Consider the following 20522-nt stretch of genomic DNA (forward strand, 5'->3'; position numbering starts at 1 on the left):
CTAGGCCCATGCCAGTTCCCTCGACGCAGCCCGCCGCAGAGCGCAAGCTCCTCCGTGACACGGTGCAGGACAAGATCCGCGACGCCATCATGGACGGCACGCTCGAACCCGGGGAACGGCTCAACGACGACGACCTCATCGCGTGGCTCGGGGTGTCCCGCACGCCGATCCGCGAAGCCCTCGCCGAACTCGCCCGTGCCGGCCTCATCGAGATGGCGCCGAACCGCTACACCCGGGTCGCGGCACCGACGAAGGAAGAACTCCTCGACGCGTACCGCACCCTCGGCGTGATCTACGGCGGCGTCGTGCGGCTCGCGGTCCCCCGGTTCACGGACGCGCAGCGCAAGAAGATCGTGAAGATGCTCGACGACGTGCACGCGCGGGTGAGCGCCGACGAGCAGGACAAGGTCGCGCGTGACGGTGCCGGCATCTACGCGATGTGGGCTGACGCGTGCGGCAACCCGTCGCTCGTGCAGCTCTGCGCGTCGACCACGGACGGGCTCTCCTTCAAGCTCCGCGTGCCGGAGCTCGCCGAGCTCCTGCCGGCCGACGTGATCCTGCCCGAGCTGACGAAGCTCAAGGACGCCGTCGTCGCGAAGGACCCGATCGCCGCCGAGCTCGCCATGGAGGCGATCCACCTGCTCCCGTCGCGCGACTAGCGTCACGAGCGCGACCGGCGACGGACAGGAGGCCCGTGGAAGCACCGCGGACACCGTTCCGTCACTCAGGTGGTGACGGCCACTACGGGGTGACCTTCCAGGCGCATCCCATGTCGTCCGTCCACTCGCCGGTTATGGTTTCCCGGTGAGCAACGAACCCGAGCAGACGACCGAGCCCGCACGCCGCGGTGCCGCGACGCCGCGCCACGGGCGCCAGAAGCGTCGGGCGGGCGTGGTGTTCCCGGCCGTCGCGGGGGTGCTCACGATGGCCCTCCTGCTGGGCGTCGGGTACGCGGGCTACGCGTACAACCAGCTGTCCGACGGCGTCACGATCGTCAACGCGATCACCGGCAAGAAGGACACCAAGGACGACGTCGACGGCAAGGCGCAGAACATCCTGCTCGTCGGCGACGACCACCGTCCGGACAACGCCACCCCGGAGCAGCTCGCCGAACTCAGCACCCAGGACGACGGCGGTGCGACGAACACCGACACGATGATCGTGCTGCACATCAGCGCCGACGGCAGCCAGGCGACGATGATCTCGTTCCCCCGTGACTCGTACGTCGACATCCCCGACGTCGGCAAGGGCAAGCTCAACAGCGCCTTCTACTTCGGCACGCTCAACGGCGGTGGGGACACCGGCGGTGCGAAGATGCTCATCAAGACCATCGAGAACCTGAGCGGCCTGCAGATCGACCACTACGTCCGCGTCTCGCTGCTCGGCTTCTACCAGGTGGTCAAGGAGCTCGGACCGGTCGAGGTCTGCCTGAACCAGGCGACGAACGACCCCTACTCCGGCGTCAACCTGCCCGCGGGCAAGTCCTCGCTGAACGCGAAGGAGGCGCTGTCCTTCGTGCGCCAGCGCCACGGCCTGCCGAACGGCGACCTGGACCGCAACGTGCGCCAGCAGTACTTCCTGTCGCAGGAGGCACGGAAGGTCACGTCGGCCGGCACGCTGCTCAACCCCGTGAAGATGGGCAACATCCTCAAGGCCGTCGGTGGATCGATCCAGACCGACACCGACCTGATCGACCTCGCCTCGCAGATGCGCAACCTGCGGCCCGGCAACATCCAGTCGGCCACGATCCCGACCCTCGGCACCCCGACCATCTACGTGAACGGCTCGCCGCTGTCCATCGTCGAGGTCGACACCGTCGGACTGCCCGCGTTCGTGCAGGGCCTGGTGGGGCAGCCCGAGGCGTACACGAAGGCCCGCCGCGCGCAGCCCGCGAACACCTCGGTCACCGTGCTGAACGGCAGCGGGGTCGAGGGTGCTGCGACCGCGGCCGGCCAGGTCCTGACCGCGCGCGGTTTCCAGGTCCCGCCGGCCGGCTCGTCCGCGACGACGAAGACGACGCAGGTGCAGTACCCCGCCGGCCAGGAGGCGCAGGCGAAGGCCGTCGTGTCCGCGGTCCCCGGCGCCGTCGCCGTCCGCACCGCCAGCGTGACCGGTGTCACCCTGGTGCTCGGCACCGACGGCAAGACCGCGAAGCCGGTCGCGACCGAGCCGAGCGCCGGGGCCTCGACGCCGGCGACCGGCGGCTCGGGCTCGAAGCCGACGAAGAAGCCCGCGAAGGAACCGACGCCCAAGTCGACCGACGTGCACAACTACGGCACCGAGGGCACCTGCATCAACTGATGGGAACCCGCCGGGGGACCGGTCGGTAGGTTCGTGGAGTGACCAGCGCCGCACGCCCGATCGTCCTGATGACCTACAACATCAAGAACCCGGACCCCGCGCACGACTGGCCGGCCCGACTACCGGTCGTGCTCGACGTCATCCGTCGACACGACCCCGACGTGCTGTGCGTGCAAGAGGCCTTCGCCCACCAGATGGACGACCTGCGTGCCGGTCTGCCGGACCACGCCGACGTCGGGCAGGGGCGCGAGGGCGGCGACGCCGGCGAGCACGCGGCCGTCTTCTACCGCCGCGACCGCTTCCGCCCGTCCGACGAGGGGTCGTTCTGGCTGTCGGACACCCCGGACGAGCCCGTCTCGAACACCTGGGGCAGCCTGTACCCGCGGATCGCGAACCACGCCCGGTTCCTCGACGCCGAGGGTCCCGCGTTCACCCTGCTCACCACACACCTGGACCACGAGCCCGGACCGCACGGTGACGAGGTCCGGGGCCGGAGCGCCGCGCTCATCGCCGAACGGTTGGCCGGCACCACCGGGCCGGTCGTGTTCGCCGGGGACTGCAACGAACCCGCGGGCACCGGCACGGCATCGCGGGTGTTCGCCGAAGCCGGGTTCGAAGACGCCTGGCTGGCTGCGGGTGACCCGTCCGACCGCACCGCCACGTTCAACGACTGGCAGCCGCCGGTCGACTCGGCCGAGCGGATCGACTGGGTGCTCACCCGGGGCATCAGCGCCGTGGACCGCGTGGTGATCGACCACGACGGCCCCGAGACCTGGTTCGCCAGCGACCACTTCCCGGTGATCACGACCCTGCGGGTCTGAACCGGTTCAGCAGCTGCGCTCTGCTCGCTGTCAGCAGCTGCGCTGCGCGTGGACGGGCATCGGTGAACCGAGCACCGTGACGGTCGTCTCGTTCGTCAGCGCGGAGACCCCGTTGGTCCCGGCATCGTCGGTGCGCTTGCCCGACTCGTGGTCGTCACCGTCGTCGTGGTGCCGGTCCGCCCACCCTTCGCGGAGCAGGAGCTGCCAGGCACGCGAGTCGTCCGATCCGAAGGAGACGCGCTCGGAGCGGGGCGCGTCGGCGATCTCGTCCCCGATGTCGTCGCCCACCCGGACGCCGTCCGGGCCGGTCAGTTCGATCTGCCTGCCGAAGGTGCTGCGGACCGCGTCGCGCAACACCCGGATCTCGACGGCGTTGCCGGCCGCGGCGTCGGTCGTCAGGGCTGCCACGCGGACGGCGCCGCCCCAGGTGTACGTGGTGCCCGCGGGGAAGCACGCCCCGCCGTCGCCCTCGGCCGTCTGCGTCCGCGACGGGGTGCCGAGCAGCCGGTTCAGCACGCTCACGGTCAGGCCGGAGTCGCGCATCGAGGACTCGACGACGGTGTCGTCGCCGTCTCGGAGCACCAGGGCCTCGGCGTCGAGCTCGATCGAGTCCACACGGCGGAGGTCCGCGTTCGTCACGTGGACCGGAGCGGCGTCGTGCGAGGTCTCGGCAGCGACGGCCACGTCGACGCCGAGCCCGGTGGTGCCGTCGAACGCGAGCGCACCGGCCGAGAAGGCCAGCACGGCGGCGCCGAGCGCCAGCAGGGTCCGAGGAGTCACCGTTCGACGGTACGACCTCGGTCGGGGCAGAACGACAGGTGTTACCGAATCGGGGCCGGCCCGTCACCGGACCGTGACAAACGAGGATCACGCACCTGCGGCCCCGGACCGGAGCGGACGGCGGGCGCAGGCCGCTCCGCGCACCGGGGGACAGCCTCCTGGACGGCCCGCAGCGACCCCCTGCGTACCGTCGGCGGCATGACGGACCAGCAGAACGACCAGACCGGGCCTGACCAGTACGTGATGCAGGACCCCACGAAGATGTACGCCGACAAGAAGCCCGACGAGCAGTACCTCGAGGGTGCCGGCACCGACGCGGAGATGGCGCAGAACGTCCCCGCCGACCACGGTGAGGACACCTACCGGGGCTCGGGTCGTCTGACCGGCCGCAAGGCGCTCGTCACCGGTGGCGACTCCGGCATCGGTGCCGCCGTCGCCATCGCCTACGCCCGTGAGGGTGCGGACGTCGCGATCTCGTACCTGCCCGAGGAGCAGGAGGACGCCGACCGCATCGTCAGCCTGATCGAGGCAGCCGGCCGCAAGGCCGTCGCGCTGCCGGGCGACATCACCTCGCTCCAGGTCTGCGAGCAGCTCGTGGCCGACGCCGTCGAGCAGCTCGGCGGCCTCGACATCCTGGTGAACAACGCCGGCAAGCAGCAGAACGTCGACGACATCACCAAGATCTCCGACGAGGAGTTCGACGAGACCTTCAAGACGAACGCCTACGCGACGTTCCGGATCACGAAGGCAGCCGTGCCGCACCTGCAGCCCGGCTCCACGATCATCAACACGACGTCGATCCAGGCGTACGCTCCGTCGCCGCACCTGGTGCACTACGCGGCCACGAAGGCGACCGTGAACAACATGGCCAAGGGCCTGGCCGCGCAGCTCGCGCCGAAGGGGATCCGCGTGAACGCGGTCGCTCCCGGCCCGATCTGGACGCCGCTGCAGCCGGCCGGCGGCCAGCCGCCCGAGGCGCTGCCGAGCGCGGGCGAGCAGACCTACCTGGGTCGCTGGGGCCAGCCGGCAGAGCTCGCGCCGGCGTACGTGTTCCTGGCGAGCGGTGAGTCGTCGTACGTCGTGGGCGAGACGCTGCACGTCGACGGCGGGATGCCGACGCCGTAGGGCACCTGTTCTGACAGGACCCTGACGGGAGGCGCGGTGCCGGTGGGCACCGCGCCTCCCGTCCTCCGTGTGGTCGGGTCGACGGCGTCTGGTCGCGTCAGCAGGTGACGGAGCGCGCCATCCGCTCGAGGAGCTCGCGCGCGGACATCGCGGCGGCCAGCTCGACCTCGACGGGGTTGATGCCGATCGCCTGCTCGAAGGCGCGGCGCCGGGCCTGGTCGGCGATCGGTACCTCGGGGCGCTGGGGGAGCACCGCGATGGCCCGAGCCGCTGCCTCGAAGGCGCCGACGGGCCGGCCGAGCTGCTCCCACATGGCCCGGACGTCGTGCGCCACCTGGTCGGGATCGCCGCCGAACTCGAACCCGGCGGAGGCCATGGTGGCGAGTCCCTGGGCTGTGGGGTCGTTCGGGGTCATGCCCGCATGGTCGCACGGACGGCCGCGAACCGGCTCGACGTCCGGGTCTGTCCCCCCTTGTGCCGCCACCCGTACCGGGGTGCTGGTGCCCCGGCGTTGTGCGTTCGGCGGCGCCGAGCAGCTCATCGCGCTGTACGAGGGGCTGCAGCTGCAGGCCCTGCTGCGTGCCGAGCTCGACCTCGTGGCGGCGTTCGACCGCGCCGTCGCCCGGTTCGAGCGCGGCTGGATGGATCGGTACGAGCCGCAGGCTGCCCGCCGTCTGGCGATGTGGGACGACGACGGCTCGGGCAGCTGGGAACTCTGACCGGCGGTTCGTCCACGGAGCGCGTTCCTTGCGTCGTCGTGCAGCGCACCGCGGGTACCCCGGGTGTCGTAACCCGACGGAAGGAACCGACATGGCAGCACCGAACCCCATCCAGGTCCAGAAGTACCTGAGCGGCATCGACTACCCGGCCTCGAAGGACGACGTGGTCTCCACCGCCGAGCAGGAGGGCGCTCCGGACGACGTCCTCGAGGCGCTCCGCGCGATCCCGGACGGCGAGTACGACGCCCCGACCGCGGTGTCGAGCGCGGTCTCGGACGCCGGCTGACGTCGACCGAGCCCGTTCAGTGAGCAGAAGACGTCGGGTGCGATGACCGCACCCGACGTCTTCTGCTCACCGAGCGCACCCCGCCGCGCTCACGACGCGCCGGGACACCCCGCCGCGCTCACGACGCGCCGCCGGCACCACCGCTCCGCGACCCGCGCGGCACCGACCCGTCGCCGGGGTCGTACCCGGTGTCCCGGATGACCCGCAGTGCCCTGGTGTCGTTGTGGACGGAGTGCACGACGACCCGACGGGTGCGTCGGAGTGCTCGCCGGGCACCCGGTGTCGCGAAGAGCCCACCGAGCACCAGGCCCGCGCCGATCCCCAGCGCCACGGACACCGCCGCCACGAAGTCGAGGGCCGCGCTCGACGAACCGGACATGAAGTTCAGCAGGGCGTCGGACACGGCGACACCGGGCAGGAGCGCTCCGCAGAACGCCGGCACCGCGATCGCCGCCACGGCCGTCCGCATCCGGACCGCCGCGTAGGTCGACAGCACGCCGAGCAGGACCGCCGCCAGGAACGTCGCACCGAGCAGCGGCAGGCCGAGCTGCCGTAGCCCCCACAGCGACGCACCCGCGGCCACCGAGAACACCACGGTGACGGGGATCACCCGCGCGCTGGCCTGCTGCACGAAGCAGTTCGCCCCGGCCGACACCACGGTGAGCGAGAGCGAGGCCCACAACGGCAGCGTCTGCGTGACGATGCCGGACGGGTCGACCTCGAGGTGCAGCCACTTCGTCATCGCGATCCCGGCGGGCACCCCCACCACGATCGCCGCGATGACCAGCCCGATGTAGAACGCACGGGCGACCGCCATCGCCCGGAACCCGGAGATCGCGTCCTGGGCCCAGGTCACGAGCGCGACGTGCGGCAGGAGCAGGACCACCAGCGCCGCCACCATGGTCGCGGCGCCGGCCGGGTGCAGCACACCCGCGCCGATCGCGAGGGTGCCGATCACGGACGCCACCGCCCCCTGCGCCCCGGACACGAAGAACTGCGGGTAGCCGCGGCCGGTCAGCCAGCGCCCCGACAGGATGATCCCGAACATCAGCACGAACGCTCCGATGCCCGCTCGCCACCCGCCGCCGGCCTGCATCGCGATCGAGGTGCCCAGGATCGACAGCCCCACGTCGGCGAGCCACGTGGGCCAGCGTGGCGGCATCCGCAGCACCGCGACGAGGGCGCTCACCGCCGAGGTCATGTCGCGCTCGTCGTGGATCAGGTCGTCGACGATCTGGTTCGCCCGCGCCAACCGGTCGAGGTCGGAGCCGTCGGAGCTGACCGTCCGGACCTTGACGAGCGGCGGGACGTCGGCCGGGGCGTACTGGATGGTCACCGAGCTGCCGGAGAAGTCCAGGTCGAGCGGGGCGAGGTTCCACTTCGTCGAGACCGCGACGACGGCCGTCTCGACGCTGCGGGTGTCGGCACCGGAGGCGAGCATGACCTCGGCCAGGTCGAGGCAGAAGTCGACGATCTGCGTCGCCGTGTACTGGTCGCGCCCCTTGGCGTCGGGCTCGACGTGCTCGTAGATCGTGCCGCGCAGCCGGGCCCGTGCGTCGCGCAGGTCGTGCTGCGCGAGACTGCGCCGGCGTGGCCGGGGCGGGCGGCCCGGCTTGTGCGGGCCCGGGGGGTGCTGCTCGGCCATCCCGCCATGGTGCCAGTCGACGGCAGCTGAGTCCGGACGTCCGCTGGACGCGTCCGGATCAGCTCCGGCGGCGCGCGCTGAGTCTGCCGAGGGCGAACGCCGCGACGACCGCGCCCACCAGCACGAGGACCGGTCCGACCGTCAGCTGCCACGGGCGCACGCTCGGGACGAACGTGACGTGGGCCAGGGGCGCGTACGCGAACCATTCCGCCGAGGCCGACGGCGCCGTCAACACGAACACGACCCCGACCACGACGGCCAGCAGGCCGAGCCAGAGGGCGACGAGGGTCGGGGTGGCGAGGAATCGGGGCACGGCACCCAGCGTAGGTGGGCGACGGACGGGAGGCCCGGTGCCAGCTGGCACCGGGCCTCCCGTCCGTCACGTGGTGACGGTTCCTGCTTCGCGCGCCTACTGCTCGAAGGTCGCGTGCAGCGTGATCTCGACGCCGGTCAGTGCCTTGCTGACGGGGCAGGTCGCCTTGGCGTCCTCAGCGGCCTTGAGGAAGGCGGCCTCGTCGATGCCGGAGACCTCGCCGCTGACGGTCAGGACGATGCCGGTGAGGCGGAAGCCGCCGTCCGGGTCCGGGCCGAGCGAGACGTCGGCCTTGACGTCGAGGGCCTCGACCGTGCCGCCGGCCTCGCCGAGGACGGCGGAGAACTGCATGGCGTAGCAGGCCGAGTGGGCGGCGGCGATGAGCTCCTCGGGGCTCGTGGTGCCGCCGGCGTCCTCGGCGGTGCGCTTCGGGAACGAGACGTCGTACGTGCCGACCTTCGAGCTCGAGAGTTCGACCTGGCCGGAACCGTCCTCGAGGCCGCCGTTCCAGGCGGTGCGTGCGGTGCGAGTGGGCATGCCCGCTCCTTTCGTGTGGGGGAGTGGTCCCGAGTGGGACCACCGCTCCCGAGTCAATCCGAGAACGCTCGTTCTCGCAACCGGCTCACGGTGAAGACGCAGGTCTGCCCTACGATCGGGCGCATGGGGGACAGTGGGGCCGTGAACTTCCGCAGGTCCGTGCTCGAACAGGGTCCGGCCGACGTGATGAACCCGGTGGTCGCCTGGCTGCGGTTCTGGACGCAAGGGTGGCGGTTCCACGGACGGGCGAGCCGTTCGGAGTTCTGGTGGGTGATCGAGCTCGAGCTCGCGCTGGCCGGGGTCGCGCTCTGGGTCGTCGGCGTGCACGGGGCCGGAGGGCGGTGGGAGCTGTACGTCGACCCGTTCGGAGCCGTCCCCTCACCGCAGGTCTCGTTCGACCTGGTCGACCGCGGGCGGGACGGGTCGTTCGGTTGGGGGGCCGGCAACCGGGCGGTCTGGCCGGACGGGTGGGACCTGGTGCTGCTCGTCCCGACGATCCTGACCATCGTGCCCCGGTGGTCGCTGCTCGTGCGGCGGCTGCACGACCGGGACCACACCGGGCTGTGGATACTGCTCCTCGTGTTCACCGGACCGATCGGGTGGCTCGTGGTGATGGGTATGGCCGCGAGCCGGTCCCGTCCGGGCGGGGCGCGGTTCGACCGCGGTCTGTTCGGCGGCGGACGCGGCCTCGAGGTAACTGGACGACACATGTCGTCCACGACGACAGGTGTAGCGTGAAGTGCGATCAAAGGAGGCACCCATGCGCGCCGTCGTGTTCGAGCAGTACCAGACCTTCCCGTCCCTGACCGAGGTCCCGAAGCCCGTACTCGCACCCGGTGAGGTCCTGCTCAAGGTCGCCGGCGCCGGTGCCTGCCACTCCGACGTCGCCGTGTACCGCGAGTTCCAGCAGGGGCAGCCGGGAGCCCAGGCCCCCGCCTTCGTGCTCGGCCACGAAAACTCCGGCTGGGTCGAGGCCGTCGGCGACGGGGTCACGGGCTTCGCCGAGGGTGACGCCTACCTGGTCTACGGACCGGTCGGCTGCGGGCACTGCTCGTACTGCTCGAAGGGCCAGGACACCTACTGCGAGAACGCCGCGACGAACCCGTACATGGGCATCGGCCTCGGTCGCGACGGCGGCATGGCGGAGTACGTGAGCGTCCCGGCGCGGAACCTCGTGCCGCTCGGCGATGCCGACCCGGTCGCCGCCGCACCGCTGAGCGACGCCGCCCTCACGCCGTACCACGCGATCAAGAACTCCCTGCCGAACCTGGCCGGCGGCGGTCGCTTCGCACTCGTCGTCGGGCTCGGTGGCCTCGGGCAGATCGCCGTGCAGATCCTGACGGCGCTCACCGGCGCCACGGTCATCGCGACCGACATGAAGCAGGACGCGATGGACCGCGCGGCCGCCCGCGGCGCGATCACCGTCCCCGGTGGCCCGGACCAGGCGGAGCGCATCCGCGAGATCACCGGCGGACGCGGTGTCGACGCGGCCTTCGACTTCGTCGGAGCCACTCCCACGATCGGGGTCGCGCAGGCCTCGATGGCGGTCGGCGGCCGGTTCACCGTCGTCGGGATCGCCGGCGGCACCACCGAGTGGAACTTCTTCGCGACGCCGTACGAGTCGACGATCACGAACACTTACTGGGGCACCATCGAGGACCTGCACGAGGTCGTCGCGATGTACCGCGCCGGGCAGATCGTGCCCGACGTCGAGCGGTACGCGCTGTCCGACGCGCTCGAGGCGTACCGGAAGCTCGAGGCCGGCGAGCTCTCGGGCCGCGCGGTCGTCGTCCCGACGCTCTGAGCCGGGCTCGGGCGTCCCAGGTGGAATCGGGCGTCCCTGGTCAGAAGTTTCGACCAGGGACGCCCGATCCCACTTTCCAGCGCGGGTGCTCTGGGAAGGAACGAGCGCCGGTCAGCGTCCCGCGGCGTACCCCTGGTTGCCGCGGGGGTTCGCGGCGGCGCCGAGGACACCGGTGTCCGGGTCGCGCGTGACGCACGTCAACCGGCCGAGGCTCCAGTCGCCACCACGCGTGACGACGTGTCCGCGGGCCTCGAGCGCGGCGATCACCTCGTCGCCCAGGCGGTCCTCGACCACCAGGCCCGCGGGCTCCCAGGTGCGCGGCCAGAACGACCCCGGGAACGACGTGGTGTGCAGGGCCGGGGCGTCGATGGCCTGCTGCGGGGAGTACCCGCCGACGATCCAGCGCAGCAGGAACAGCAGCTGCCACTGGTCCTGCTGGTCACCGCCGGGGGAGCCGAGCGCCGCAACCGGCTGCCCCTCGCGGAGCACCAGGGTCGGCGTCAGCGTGGTGCGGGGGCGCTCGCCGGGGCGCAGGGTCGAGGCCGTGTCCGGTTCGAGCCACGTCATCTGCAGGCGGGTGCCGAGGCAGAACCCGAGCTCCGGGATCGTCGGTGAGGACTGCAGCCAGCCGCCGGACGGGGTCGCGCTGACGATGTTGCCCCAACGGTCCACGACGTCGATGTGGCACGTGTCGCCGCGGGTCTCGCCGTCGGGGGTCACGAACGGCTCACCGCGGTCCTCGACCGGAGCAGCCGGGGGGACGTCGCCGTCACGGTCGCGGGCGACCTGCACGGTCGGTTCGCCCACGCCCGCCGCCGCGGCGGAGCCGGAGGACGTGCGGATCGGCGGCATGGCGTGTCCGACCCCGGCGATCGTGCCGGGCCGGAGTTCGGCCGACGCACGCTCGCCGATGAGGGCGCGGCGTTCGTCGGCGTAGGCGTCGGAGAGCAGGACGTCGAGCGGGACCTCGCCGTCGCCGTAGAAGGCCTCGCGGTCGGCGAGCGCGAGCTTCTGCGCCTCGACGATCGTGTGCGCACCGAGCTCGGTGGAAGGGTCGAGCAGGGCGTCGTCGAGCGGTTCGAGCAGCCGCAGGGTCTGGAGGAGTGCCGGGCCCTGGCCCCACGCGCCGGTCTTGGCGATCGTGCAGCCCCGGAACGCCACCGTCGTCGCGGGTTCGTACGAGGCCCGGAACGCGGCCAGGTCGGACGCGCGGATGACGCCGGCGTGGTCGGTGCCCGACGCGTGCCGGTGCGGTTCGCGGACGAACCGGTCGATCGCCTCGGCGACGAACCCCTCCGCCCACTCGGACCGAGCCGCGTCGATGCGGCCGGTCCGGCTGCCGGCGCCGGAACCGGCGTCGACCAGTCGGTCGAGCACGGTGGCGAGCGCCTCGTTGCGCACCAGGTCCCCGGGGACCGGCACCGCGCCTCCCGGCAGCCACTGCGTGGCGGAGGTGGGCCAGTGCTCCTCGAACAGGTCCCGCACGGTCGTGATCGTCCGGACCACCGCCGGTGTGACCGGGTGGCCGTCGCGGGCGTACTCGACGGCCGGTGCGAGGACGTCGGCCAGCTCCCAGGTGCCGTGGTCACGGAGCAGCAGGAGCCAGGCGTCGACCGCGCCGGGGACGGCCGCGGCCAGCGCGCCGGAGCCGGGGACCAGGTCGAGCCCCTCGGCGCGGTAGTGCTCCGGTGTCGCACCCTCGGGAGCCGGACCCTGCCCGACCAGCACCGTCGGCTCGGGGTTCGTGGCCGTCGCGAAGACCGCCGTCAGGTCACCGCCCGGGCCGTTGAGGTGCGGCTCCACGACGTGCAGGACGAAGGCCCCGGCGACGGCCGCGTCGAACGCGTTGCCACCACGTTCGAGCACGGACTGGGCGGTCGCCGTCGCGATCCAGTGCGTCGAGGCCGCCATCCCGAACGTGCCCCGCAGGTCAGGTCGAGTGGTCTGCGCAGGGGGCTGGACGAAGGCGGGATTCGGCGTCGGCATGCCCCCATCCTGTCCCGCGGTGACCGGTCCGGTGCTGGAGACCCCCCGTCCGCGGGGTTGTGCACCCCGTGCAGAAAAGCGAACATCGTTCGGCGACTCGTGCAGGGCGAGCGCCGAACGGCCGCGCGCTCGTGTGGTCGGCCCGAGGCAGGGGATCCATGACCACCACTCCGTCGACCGTCGCTCGTGCGCGCCGACTCCCACGCATCGCCGGCGCCGTGATGGCACTGGCCCTGGCGGCCGGGGCAGTCGTCGCGACGGCCGAGCCGGCAGCGGCCTCTGCCGTCTGGGTCGGCTCGGTCCCCGCCGGCACGAAGATCCTGCCCGGCGACCAGGTCACGTCGCCGAACGGCCAGTTCAAGCTCATCATGCAGGGCGACGGCAACCTGGTCGAGTACGGCATCGGCAACCGCGTGCTGTGGGCGTCGAACACCGCCGGCAACTCCGGGGCGATCGCCGTCGTGCGCAAGGACCGCGCCCTCGACATCACCCGGAACGGCAAGCGCCTGGTGCGCTGGACGTCGGCGGGCACCGCGAGCTCCACGGCGTTCAAGGTCCGCGCCGACGGCACGATGGCCCTGCTCGCCGGCAAGGCCGTCGTCGTGGGCTGGACCGGGTTCCAGGACCGCGTCGCGTCGGGCAACAGGATCCTCGGCGGGACGGTCCTGCGCTCCGACACCTCGAACACGCGGATCCTCAACATGCGCACCGACGGCAACCTGGTGCAGAAGGTCAGCGGACGGGTCGTCTGGCAGTCGCGGACCGGCGGCCACCCGGGTGCCTGGGCCGAGCTGCAGACCAAGGGCAACTTCGTCATCTGGACCCGAGACGCGTCGCGTAAGAAGGTCGCTATCTGGAGCTCCCGCACCAGCACCGCCGGGTCGGGCAACCTGCTCGTGCAGGTCGACGGCAACGTGGTGCTCTACGGGGCGAAGGACACCCGTGTCTGGTCGAGCCGACCGGTCACCGGCCTGGCCTGGCCCGTCAACGGCACGAAGATCACCGGGCGGTACGGCGACGACCGCGGCGCCGGGCACGTCCCGCGCTACCACCAGGGCACCGACGCCCCCGTGCCGGTCGGCACTCCCGTGTACGGCTCGGGGACGGGCACCGTGACGCGGACGGTCGCGAACGACGGGGCCTACGGCAACTACATCGTCGTGACGTACGGCATGACGACGGTCCTGACGGCGCACCTCAGCAAGATCGAGGTGAAGCAGGGGCAGATCGTGAAGCTCGGCACCGAGATCGCGAAGTCCGGCAACACCGGGCAGTCGACGGGGCCGCACGTGCACGTCGAGACGCGGCGGAACGGCGTGCTCGTCGACCCGCTGAAGAACATGCACTTCCGCTGACGCGGGGCGGGGCGGGGCGGCGCGGGGCGTCGTTCGTCGTTCGCACGTCGCGTGTGTCGCGCGCGTCCTCGCCCCGCGCATCGAGTGAGCAGAAAAGGTCGGGTGGCTCGAGGGCACTCGACCTTTTCTGCTCACTCGATGAAAGGCCTCGCACGGTGCGAGGAGCCCGCTGTCCCGGATCGGCTTCGTCGCCGAGGTCGATCAGGATGACGTCACCGTGGTCATCCGCGCCGAGCTCGAGCCTGACCTGGCGCGCTCGCTCGAGGAAGCCACGGCGCTGCGGGCCGAGGCCGAGGCGAAGGAGGCTCGAGCGCTCTCGCTGCGGCGAGCGATCGCGGTCTCGCTGAAGGACGACGGCCTCACCCTGCGGGACATCGCGGTCGTCCTCGGCGTCTCCTACCAGCGCGTGCACCAGCCCCCGCGAACGGGGGAGGGACATTCAGTCGATTGGTGACGGGTCGTCAACTAGCGTTGCAACGACTACACGGGAGGAACAATGGAGTTCGAAGAGCGTCTCGCTGCGCTGGCGACGAAGGTGCAGAACCAGCGCGAGGCCATACAGACCGAAGAAGCGACGAAGAACGCGTTCGTCATGCCGTTCATCTCGACGATCCTCGGTTACGACGTGTTCAACCCGCTGGAGGTCGTGCCCGAGTTCACAGCGGACGTGGGTGTGAAGCGCGGCGAGAAGGTCGACTACGCGATCATGCGCGACGGCGAGGTGCAGATCCTCATCGAGTGCAAGAAGTCCACCGAGCCCCTGAAGATCGAGCACGCCTCGCAGCTGTTCCGGTACTTCTCCGTCACGAACGCCCGCATCGCGGTGCTCACGAACGGCGAGGTCTACAACTTCTACACGGACCTCGATGCGCCGAACAAGATGGACGACCGCCCCTTCCTCGTCCTCGATCTCGCCGACATCGACGAGACGCTGCTCCCGGAGCTCAGCAAGCTGACCAAGGACGTCTTCGACCTGGACTCGGTCATCAGTGCCGCCGAGGAGCTGAAGTACGTCGGTTCCATCAAGCGAGCCATCGCTGCGCAGTTCCGTGAGCCGGAAGAGGACTTCGTGCGCCTCTTCACGACTCGCGTCTACGACGGTCGCTTCACCCAGGAGGCCCGTACCCAGTTCACGACGCTGGTCGCGAAAGCGTCGAAGCAGTTCCTGAACGAGCAGGTAAACGACCGTCTCAAGACGGCGCTCGGCGCTTCGTACAGCGCCCCGGTCGGAGCCGAGGCCCCGTCCGAAGCGATGACGAGCGCGGCGGTGGCCGAGGATGACCTCGACCGCGACACCGAGATCGAGACCACGCTCGAGGAACTCGAGGGCTACCAGATCGTCAAGGCGATCGCCTGCAGTGAGGTCAAGCCGGACCGCATCGCCCACCGCGACCAGAAGTCGTATTTCGCCGTCCTGCTCGACGACAACAACCGCAAGCCCATCGCGCGCCTGTGGTTCAACGGCAAGAAGCAGAAGTACCTCGGGCTGTTCGACGAGAACAAGGTCGAGACGAAGCACCCGATCGAGAACCTCGACGACATCTACCTGCACGCTGCAGCGATCCGGGAAGCTACTCAGCGATTCGCGAGCTGACGTTCGCTTCGTGAGCAGAAATGGTCGGGTCGCCTTCGGACACCCGACCATTTCTGCACTCCAAGTGCGGGCCGCCTCGCACGGTGCGAGAGCACGCCTGCGGCGCGGATAGCCTGGGCGGGATGAGGAAGCGCGGCGGAACGGTGCTCGTGTTGGTGGCGATCGGGGTCCTGGCGGGGGTGCTGTCCGGACTGTTCGGCGTCGGCGGTGGGGTCATCGTGGTGCCCGCGCTGATGGCCTTCGTGCAGATGGACCAACGTCGGGCCTCGGCGACCTCGCTCGTGGCGATCGCCCCCGCGGCCGTCGTCGGGGCGATCACGTACGCCGTGCAGGGCGAGGTGCACTGGCTCGCGGCCCTGACCCTGGCGATCGGCAGCGTCATCGGCGCCCCGATCGGCGCACGGCTGCTCCGTGCCCTGCCGCTCCGCGTGCTGCCGTGGATCTTCGTCGGGTTCATCGCCGTCGTGCTCGTGTCGCTGTTCACCACGGTGCCGACCCGCGGCGGCGAGGTGCGCTTCGGGGTCGTCGAGGCGATCGTCCTGCTGTTGCTCGGGCTGCTGTCGGGTGTGCTGTCCGGGCTGGTCGGGGTCGGCGGCGGGGTCGTCATCGTGCCGGGCCTCGAGGTCGTGCTCGGCGCCGGTGACCTGCTGGCGAAGGGCACGTCGCTGCTCACGATGGTGCCGACGTCGGTGTCCGGGACGGTCGCGAACCTGCGGCGCCGTGCGGTCGACCTGCGGGTCGGCCTGACGGTCGGCATCACCGCCGCCGTGTGCTCTCCGGGTGGTGCCGTGCTGGCGCGCCTGGTGGACCCGCAGGTGGGCACCTGGTTGTTCGCGGCGTTCCTGGTGGTCGTCGCGGTCATCGTGCTCAGCCGCGGACGTCGGAGGGCACCACAGAACGACGCGAGCGACGGGGAGGTCGCGTGACGGGCCTCCAGGCAGGGCGCGACGCGGAGGCCGTGCTGGCGGCGTTCGCCCGGACCACCGGCGACGTCGCCGCGGCCCGCAGGGTCGCCCGGCAGTTCCATGACCTCGACGAGGGGGAACGCTCGGCGCTGCTCTGGAGCGAGGACGACGGCGCGAAGCTCGTCGCGGTCCTGCTGCTCGTGCAGGCGATGCGGGCGTACCCCGACACGGAGTTGACGGACGAGTACCTGTCGGCGGCGAAGGCCGAGCGGTTCGAGGACCCGGTGCTCGTCGACCTGGCTGCCGAGGAACTCGTCGGCGCCCCCTTGCTGGGCGGTTCGATCGGTCCGCTGTTCGCGCTGGCGAAGTCCGACGTGGCGATGGTCCGGCGGATCGCGGCCGTCGCGACCCTGGCGTTCGTGAAGCAGGGCGACGCCGAGGTGCCGCTCGGGATCGCCGGACGCCTGGTGCGGGAGCGCAGCGAGACGGTGCAGACGGCGCTCGGGTTGGTGCTGCGCGAGACGGGGAAACGGGCGTCCGAGGCGGCGCTGGTGGCGTTCCTGGAGCAGAGCGGCCGGTTCCTCAGCCCGGCGGCCCGCCGGACGGCGACCGAGCACCTGCCACCGATGGAGCGGGACCGGCTGCGGGGCTGACCGCCGTCCGCCGAGCGGCGCGCCGCCGTCCGCGCGCCGACCCGCGCGAGGGGGACCCGGGGCTGGGAGCGTCCACGGGTCGGACGCGTACCGAGGAGGGGAACGCGAGTCGTGCCTCCAGGCCGGCTCGAAGCGACCACGAGAGGAACGCAACGTGCGCGCACTGACCTACCAGGGCACCGAGAAGGTGTCCGTCGAGACCGTCCCCGACCCGACCATCCAGGAGCCGACCGACGCGATCGTGCGGATCACCTCCTCGGCGATCTGCGGCTCCGACCTGCACCTGTACCGCGTGCTCGGCCCGTACATCGACCGCGGCGACGTCCTCGGCCACGAGCCGATGGGCGTCGTGGAGGAAGTCGGGTCCGGCGTCACCAACCTGAAGGTCGGCGACCGCGTCGTCATCCCCTTCAACATCTCCTGCGGCCACTGCTGGATGTGCCAGCACGGCCTGCAGTCGCAGTGCGAGACCACCCAGGTGACCGAGTACGGCACCGGGGCCTCGCTGTTCGGATACACGAAGATGTACGGCCAGGTCCCCGGTGGCCAGGCCGAGTACCTGCGCGTGCCGCACGCCGACTACGGCCCCATCGTCGTGCCGGACGACGGCACCCCCGACGACCGCTGGCTGTTCCTGAGCGACATCCTGCCCACCGCGTGGCAGGCCGTGCAGTACGCCCAGGTGCCCGAGGGCGGCACCCTCGCGGTGCTCGGCCTCGGCCCGGTCGGCCAGTTCGCCGCCCGCATCGGCAAGCACCTCGGTTACCGCGTGCTCGCCGTCGACCCCGAGCAGGTCCGCCGTGACCTGGGGGCGAAGCACGGCGCCGAGGTGTTCGACCTGACGAAGGACATGGTCCCCGAGCTCGTCGACCTGACCGACGGCCGCGGCCCCGACGGGGTCGTCGACGCCGTCGGTATGGAGGCCCACGGCAACCCGATGGCGGGCTTCGCGCAGCGCGCCGCCGGCCTGCTGCCGGACAAGCTCGCGCAGAAGGCGATCGAGACCGCCGGTGTCGACCGCCTGGCGGCCGTGCACGCGGCGATCGACCTGGTCCGTCGCGGCGGCACCGTCTCGCTGAGCGGCGTCTACGGCGGCATGGCCGACCCGATGCCGATGATGACGCTCTTCGACAAGCAGATCACCATCCGCGAGGGCCAGTGCAACGTGAAGCGCTGGATCGACGACATCATGCCGCTCGTCTCGGACCCGTCGGACCCGCTCGGCACGCTCGACCTGACGTCGCACCGTGTCTCGCTCGAGGACGCGCCGCACATGTACGAGGTCTTCCAGAAGAAGCAGGACGACTGCGTCAAGGTCGTCCTCGACCCCGCGATGGCCGCAGCCTGATGCGGATCGTCGTCGTCGGCGCGACCGGCAACGTCGGGACGGCGGTGCTCCGTCGGCTCGCGGCGGTGCGCGCCGACGGCGACGGAGACGCCGGTGGCCGTGACGCCACCGGCGTCCAGATCGTCGGCGTCGCCCGGCGGCTGCCGGACCTGCGTGCGGAGCCGTACGACGCCGCCGTCTGGCACGCCGTCGACGTCGGTGCCGCGGACGCCGTGGACCAGCTCGCCGCCGTGTTCCAGGGTGCCGACGCCGTCATCCACCTGGCGTGGGCGCTGCAACCGACGCACGACATCCCGGTGCAGTACCGCACGAACGTGACGGGCACGGCGAACGTCCTGGCTGCCGTCGCACGTGCCGAGGTGCCCCAGGTGGTGGTTGCGTCCTCGGTGGGTGCCTACCGCGGGGTGGACGTCGACGGCAAGCGGACTCCCGTGGACGAGAGCTGGCCGACGGACGGCATCCCGACGGCGACGTACTCGATCCACAAGGCCGCCAACGAGGCGGCGATGGACGCGTTCGAGGCCGACCACCCCGCCGTGACCGTCACCCGGCTGCGCCCGGGGCTGATCTTCCAGCGGGACGCCGCCGCCGAGATCCGCGGGCTGTTCCTCGGACACCTCGTGCCGATGTCGATCGTGCGGTGGATCCGCTGGCTCGTGCTGCCGCTGCCCTACCCGTTCGTGTTCCAGGCCGTGCACGCCGACGACGTCGCCGACGCCTACTGGCGCGCGGTCGACCGACGGGCAGCGGGGGCGTTCAACATCGCCGCGACCCCCGTGCTCAACCCGCCGAGACTGGCTCGGGCCTTCGGCATGCTCGGCGCCGTGCGGATCCCGCTGGGGCTGCTGCGCGGGATCGTGACGCTGACGTGGCGGCTGCGGTTGCAGCCGACGGACGCCGGGTGGATCGACATCGCGGCCGGTGTGCCGATCATGCGCACCGACCGTGCCCGGTCGGTGCTCGGATGGGAGGCCCGACACACCTCCGAAGAAGCGTTGCGTGCACTCGTGGCTGGCTTCGCGGACGGTGCGAACGTGCCGGGGTCGGGGCCGCTGCGCGGCTGAGCGAGGTCGGGCTGGCTGGGGTGGGGTGGTCGCCCTGGGTGCGGCTCGCGCTGCCGGGTCGGATCGGGCGTACCGGGTGCTTCCGGGCGTACCGGGTCGGGAGTTCCGACCAGGGACGCCCGTTTCCACCTTCCATCGCGGGCGTTCTGGGAAGGAACGGCCGCTCGTGTTCCCCGTCTCGCGCTACGCTTCGCTCGTCGTTGTGAGAAGGGGGAGCGCGATGGTGCTCAGTGGTTCAGCGTTCGGTGAGATCGACGGGCCGGGTGGCTCGGGGATGCCCGACCTGTTCGGCGGCTGGTTCGGCATCGCCTTCGGGGTCGTCGTCGCCCTGGCGATCCTCACGACCCTGACGATCGCCGTCCTGGCGCTCTCCCGGGGCAAGCGGATGGCCGACCGCGGTCAGAACCCGCTCACCATGCAGGAGGACATCGCGTACCAGGCGATGCAGAGCCGCACGTTCGCACCGGACAAGCCGCTCGAACAGCGCCTCGCCGAACTCGACGACCTGCACGCCCGCGGCGTGATCTCCGACGAGGAACACCGCAGCGCCCGAGCGGAAGCCCTGCGCGGACGATGATCGCCTCGGAAGAACTCCACAACCCCCTCATCCCGCCGGTCTACGACCTCGTCTGGACCCTGCTGATGGCGCTCGTCGTCGTGGCGGTCATCGCCGCCGTGTGCATCGCGGTCGTCCGCAGTCGGCGCCCGCACGGTTCGCGCCGGACCTCGCCGGAACAGCGGCTCCTCGAACTCGACGAGCTGCACGCCCGCGGGGTCATCAGCGAGGACGAGCGCCGAGCCGCGCGGGCGGAGGCCCTGCGCGGTTAGCCTGGGCGGGTGCTGCTGCCGACGGACCTGCTCGGGGTGTGGGAACTCCACCGCACCGTGCACGACCACCGCGCCGGTGCCGCGGGGACCGTCACCGGGACCACCACCCTGACCCTGGTCGGTGACAACGAGGTGCGCTGGGACGAGTCCGGCGTGATGACGTTCGACGGCCGGACGACCCCGGTCTCGCGCACCCTCGTCCTAAGGCGCGGCCCGGACGGCGGCTGGACCGTGCACTTCTCCGACGGTCGGGTCTTCCACGACTGGGTCTGGGGCACGAGCGTCGCCCACGCCTGCGCTCCGGACGACTACACCGGGGCCTTCGACGGCGACCAGGACCGCTGGAGCGTGCGGTGGGAAGCGCGCGGCCCCGCGAAGGACTACCGGCTGGACAGCGTCCTCACCCGACCCCGGTCCTGATCCCGGTCGGGGCCCGCGGGGTCGGCGGTCACCGACAG

The 20522-nt window shown here is 71.4% G+C and carries 24 protein-coding genes; 18 read left to right on the plus strand and 6 right to left on the minus strand.

The window, feature by feature from the left end:
- Nucleotides 1-8: 8 nt before the first annotated feature.
- The 3 genes from MXD64_RS01600 to MXD64_RS01610 all read left to right on the plus strand — a co-directional run bounded on the left by MXD64_RS01600 (nt 9) and on the right by MXD64_RS01610 (nt 3122).
- The gene (locus MXD64_RS01600) at nt 9-659 is read left to right on the plus strand and encodes a GntR family transcriptional regulator (RefSeq protein ID WP_017887541.1); all 651 of its coding nucleotides are present in this window, start codon (nt 9-11) and stop codon (nt 657-659) included.
- A 145-nt stretch (nt 660-804) separates the two neighbouring features.
- A complete protein-coding gene (locus tag MXD64_RS01605; RefSeq protein ID WP_263137045.1) occupies nt 805-2301 on the plus strand; it encodes an LCP family protein in 1497 nt (498 codons plus the stop codon).
- A 38-nt stretch (nt 2302-2339) separates the two neighbouring features.
- Complete coding sequence (locus MXD64_RS01610; RefSeq protein ID WP_263137047.1) at nt 2340-3122, plus strand: endonuclease/exonuclease/phosphatase family protein; 783 nt, start codon at nt 2340-2342, stop codon at nt 3120-3122.
- 30 nt (nt 3123-3152) lie between these two features.
- Here MXD64_RS01610 and MXD64_RS01615 read toward each other — a convergent pair whose 3' ends face one another.
- The gene (locus MXD64_RS01615; protein ID WP_071251763.1) at nt 3153-3902 is read right to left on the minus strand and encodes a hypothetical protein; all 750 of its coding nucleotides are present in this window, start codon (nt 3900-3902) and stop codon (nt 3153-3155) included.
- 198 nt (nt 3903-4100) lie between these two features.
- Here MXD64_RS01615 and MXD64_RS01620 point away from each other — a divergent pair, with 198 nt between their 5' ends.
- Nucleotides 4101-5027 (plus strand): SDR family oxidoreductase, encoded by a 927-nt coding sequence (locus tag MXD64_RS01620; RefSeq protein ID WP_042540542.1) that lies wholly within the window; start codon nt 4101-4103, stop codon nt 5025-5027.
- A gap of 97 nt (nt 5028-5124) precedes the next feature.
- On the opposite strand, the gene MXD64_RS01625 is transcribed toward MXD64_RS01620, so the two are convergent.
- Nucleotides 5125-5442 (minus strand): hypothetical protein, encoded by a 318-nt coding sequence (locus MXD64_RS01625; protein WP_017887536.1) that lies wholly within the window; start codon nt 5440-5442, stop codon nt 5125-5127.
- An 85-nt stretch (nt 5443-5527) separates the two neighbouring features.
- On the opposite strand from MXD64_RS01625, the gene MXD64_RS01630 reads away from it, so the two are divergent.
- A complete protein-coding gene (locus tag MXD64_RS01630; protein WP_263137050.1) occupies nt 5528-5746 on the plus strand; it encodes a hypothetical protein in 219 nt (72 codons plus the stop codon).
- A 91-nt stretch (nt 5747-5837) separates the two neighbouring features.
- Nucleotides 5838-6032: a DUF2795 domain-containing protein gene (locus MXD64_RS01635; RefSeq protein ID WP_027467172.1), complete on the plus strand. Its 195-nt coding sequence runs from the start codon at nt 5838-5840 to the stop codon at nt 6030-6032.
- Between the two features lie 118 nt (nt 6033-6150).
- Here MXD64_RS01635 and MXD64_RS01640 read toward each other — a convergent pair whose 3' ends face one another.
- The 3 genes from MXD64_RS01640 to MXD64_RS01650 form a co-directional block, all read right to left on the minus strand.
- Nucleotides 6151-7677, minus strand: a complete 1527-nt coding sequence (locus tag MXD64_RS01640) for a threonine/serine ThrE exporter family protein (RefSeq protein WP_017887533.1) — start codon at nt 7675-7677, stop codon at nt 6151-6153.
- A gap of 58 nt (nt 7678-7735) precedes the next feature.
- A complete protein-coding gene (locus MXD64_RS01645) occupies nt 7736-7990 on the minus strand; it encodes a hypothetical protein (RefSeq protein WP_042540548.1) in 255 nt (84 codons plus the stop codon).
- A 96-nt stretch (nt 7991-8086) separates the two neighbouring features.
- Nucleotides 8087-8527 carry an OsmC family peroxiredoxin gene (locus tag MXD64_RS01650; RefSeq protein ID WP_042541027.1) on the minus strand — a complete coding sequence of 147 codons (441 nt, stop codon included), beginning with the start codon at nt 8525-8527 and terminating at the stop codon, nt 8087-8089.
- A gap of 123 nt (nt 8528-8650) precedes the next feature.
- On the opposite strand from MXD64_RS01650, the gene MXD64_RS01655 reads away from it, so the two are divergent.
- A complete protein-coding gene (locus MXD64_RS01655) occupies nt 8651-9265 on the plus strand; it encodes a DUF805 domain-containing protein (protein WP_263137053.1) in 615 nt (204 codons plus the stop codon).
- A 22-nt stretch (nt 9266-9287) separates the two neighbouring features.
- Complete coding sequence (locus MXD64_RS01660) at nt 9288-10331, plus strand: NAD(P)-dependent alcohol dehydrogenase (protein WP_263137054.1); 1044 nt, start codon at nt 9288-9290, stop codon at nt 10329-10331.
- A 111-nt stretch (nt 10332-10442) separates the two neighbouring features.
- Here MXD64_RS01660 and MXD64_RS01665 read toward each other — a convergent pair whose 3' ends face one another.
- Nucleotides 10443-12317 carry a gamma-glutamyltransferase family protein gene (locus tag MXD64_RS01665; protein ID WP_411512250.1) on the minus strand — a complete coding sequence of 625 codons (1875 nt, stop codon included), beginning with the start codon at nt 12315-12317 and terminating at the stop codon, nt 10443-10445.
- A 158-nt stretch (nt 12318-12475) separates the two neighbouring features.
- Here MXD64_RS01665 and MXD64_RS17740 point away from each other — a divergent pair, with 158 nt between their 5' ends.
- The 10 genes from MXD64_RS17740 to MXD64_RS01715 all read left to right on the plus strand — a co-directional run bounded on the left by MXD64_RS17740 (nt 12476) and on the right by MXD64_RS01715 (nt 20484).
- Nucleotides 12476-13672: a peptidoglycan DD-metalloendopeptidase family protein gene (locus MXD64_RS17740; protein WP_017887527.1), complete on the plus strand. Its 1197-nt coding sequence runs from the start codon at nt 12476-12478 to the stop codon at nt 13670-13672.
- Between the two features lie 217 nt (nt 13673-13889).
- Nucleotides 13890-14126, plus strand: coding sequence for a hypothetical protein (locus MXD64_RS01675; protein ID WP_205123993.1), 237 nt, complete (start codon nt 13890-13892; stop codon nt 14124-14126).
- Nucleotides 14127-14168: 42 nt separating this feature from the next.
- Nucleotides 14169-15266, plus strand: coding sequence for a type I restriction endonuclease (locus tag MXD64_RS01680; RefSeq protein WP_140449194.1), 1098 nt, complete (start codon nt 14169-14171; stop codon nt 15264-15266).
- A 122-nt stretch (nt 15267-15388) separates the two neighbouring features.
- The gene (locus tag MXD64_RS01685; RefSeq protein WP_259495054.1) at nt 15389-16192 is read left to right on the plus strand and encodes a sulfite exporter TauE/SafE family protein; all 804 of its coding nucleotides are present in this window, start codon (nt 15389-15391) and stop codon (nt 16190-16192) included.
- Nucleotides 16189-16824 carry a DNA alkylation repair protein gene (locus MXD64_RS01690; RefSeq protein ID WP_263137055.1) on the plus strand — a complete coding sequence of 212 codons (636 nt, stop codon included), beginning with the start codon at nt 16189-16191 and terminating at the stop codon, nt 16822-16824. The genes MXD64_RS01685 and MXD64_RS01690 overlap by 4 nt, the downstream gene beginning before the upstream one ends.
- A 154-nt stretch (nt 16825-16978) precedes the next feature.
- On the plus strand, nt 16979-18172 hold the full coding sequence (locus tag MXD64_RS01695) for a zinc-dependent alcohol dehydrogenase (protein WP_017887523.1): 1194 nt from the start codon (nt 16979-16981) through the stop codon (nt 18170-18172).
- Nucleotides 18172-19236, plus strand: coding sequence for an NAD-dependent epimerase/dehydratase family protein (locus MXD64_RS01700; RefSeq protein ID WP_017887522.1), 1065 nt, complete (start codon nt 18172-18174; stop codon nt 19234-19236). Before MXD64_RS01695 ends, MXD64_RS01700 begins: the two co-directional genes overlap by 1 nt.
- Nucleotides 19237-19456: 220 nt before the next feature.
- A complete protein-coding gene (locus MXD64_RS01705) occupies nt 19457-19813 on the plus strand; it encodes an SHOCT domain-containing protein (protein WP_263137056.1) in 357 nt (118 codons plus the stop codon).
- Nucleotides 19810-20064: a hypothetical protein gene (locus MXD64_RS01710; RefSeq protein ID WP_263137057.1), complete on the plus strand. Its 255-nt coding sequence runs from the start codon at nt 19810-19812 to the stop codon at nt 20062-20064. The genes MXD64_RS01705 and MXD64_RS01710 overlap by 4 nt, the downstream gene beginning before the upstream one ends.
- Before the next feature lie 9 nt (nt 20065-20073).
- Nucleotides 20074-20484 (plus strand): DUF6314 family protein, encoded by a 411-nt coding sequence (locus tag MXD64_RS01715; protein WP_263137058.1) that lies wholly within the window; start codon nt 20074-20076, stop codon nt 20482-20484.
- The last annotated feature ends 38 nt before the right edge of the window (nt 20485-20522 follow it).

Source organism: Curtobacterium sp. Arg-1, from assembly GCF_025643395.1.
GTDB lineage: Bacteria > Actinomycetota > Actinomycetes > Actinomycetales > Microbacteriaceae > Curtobacterium > Curtobacterium poinsettiae.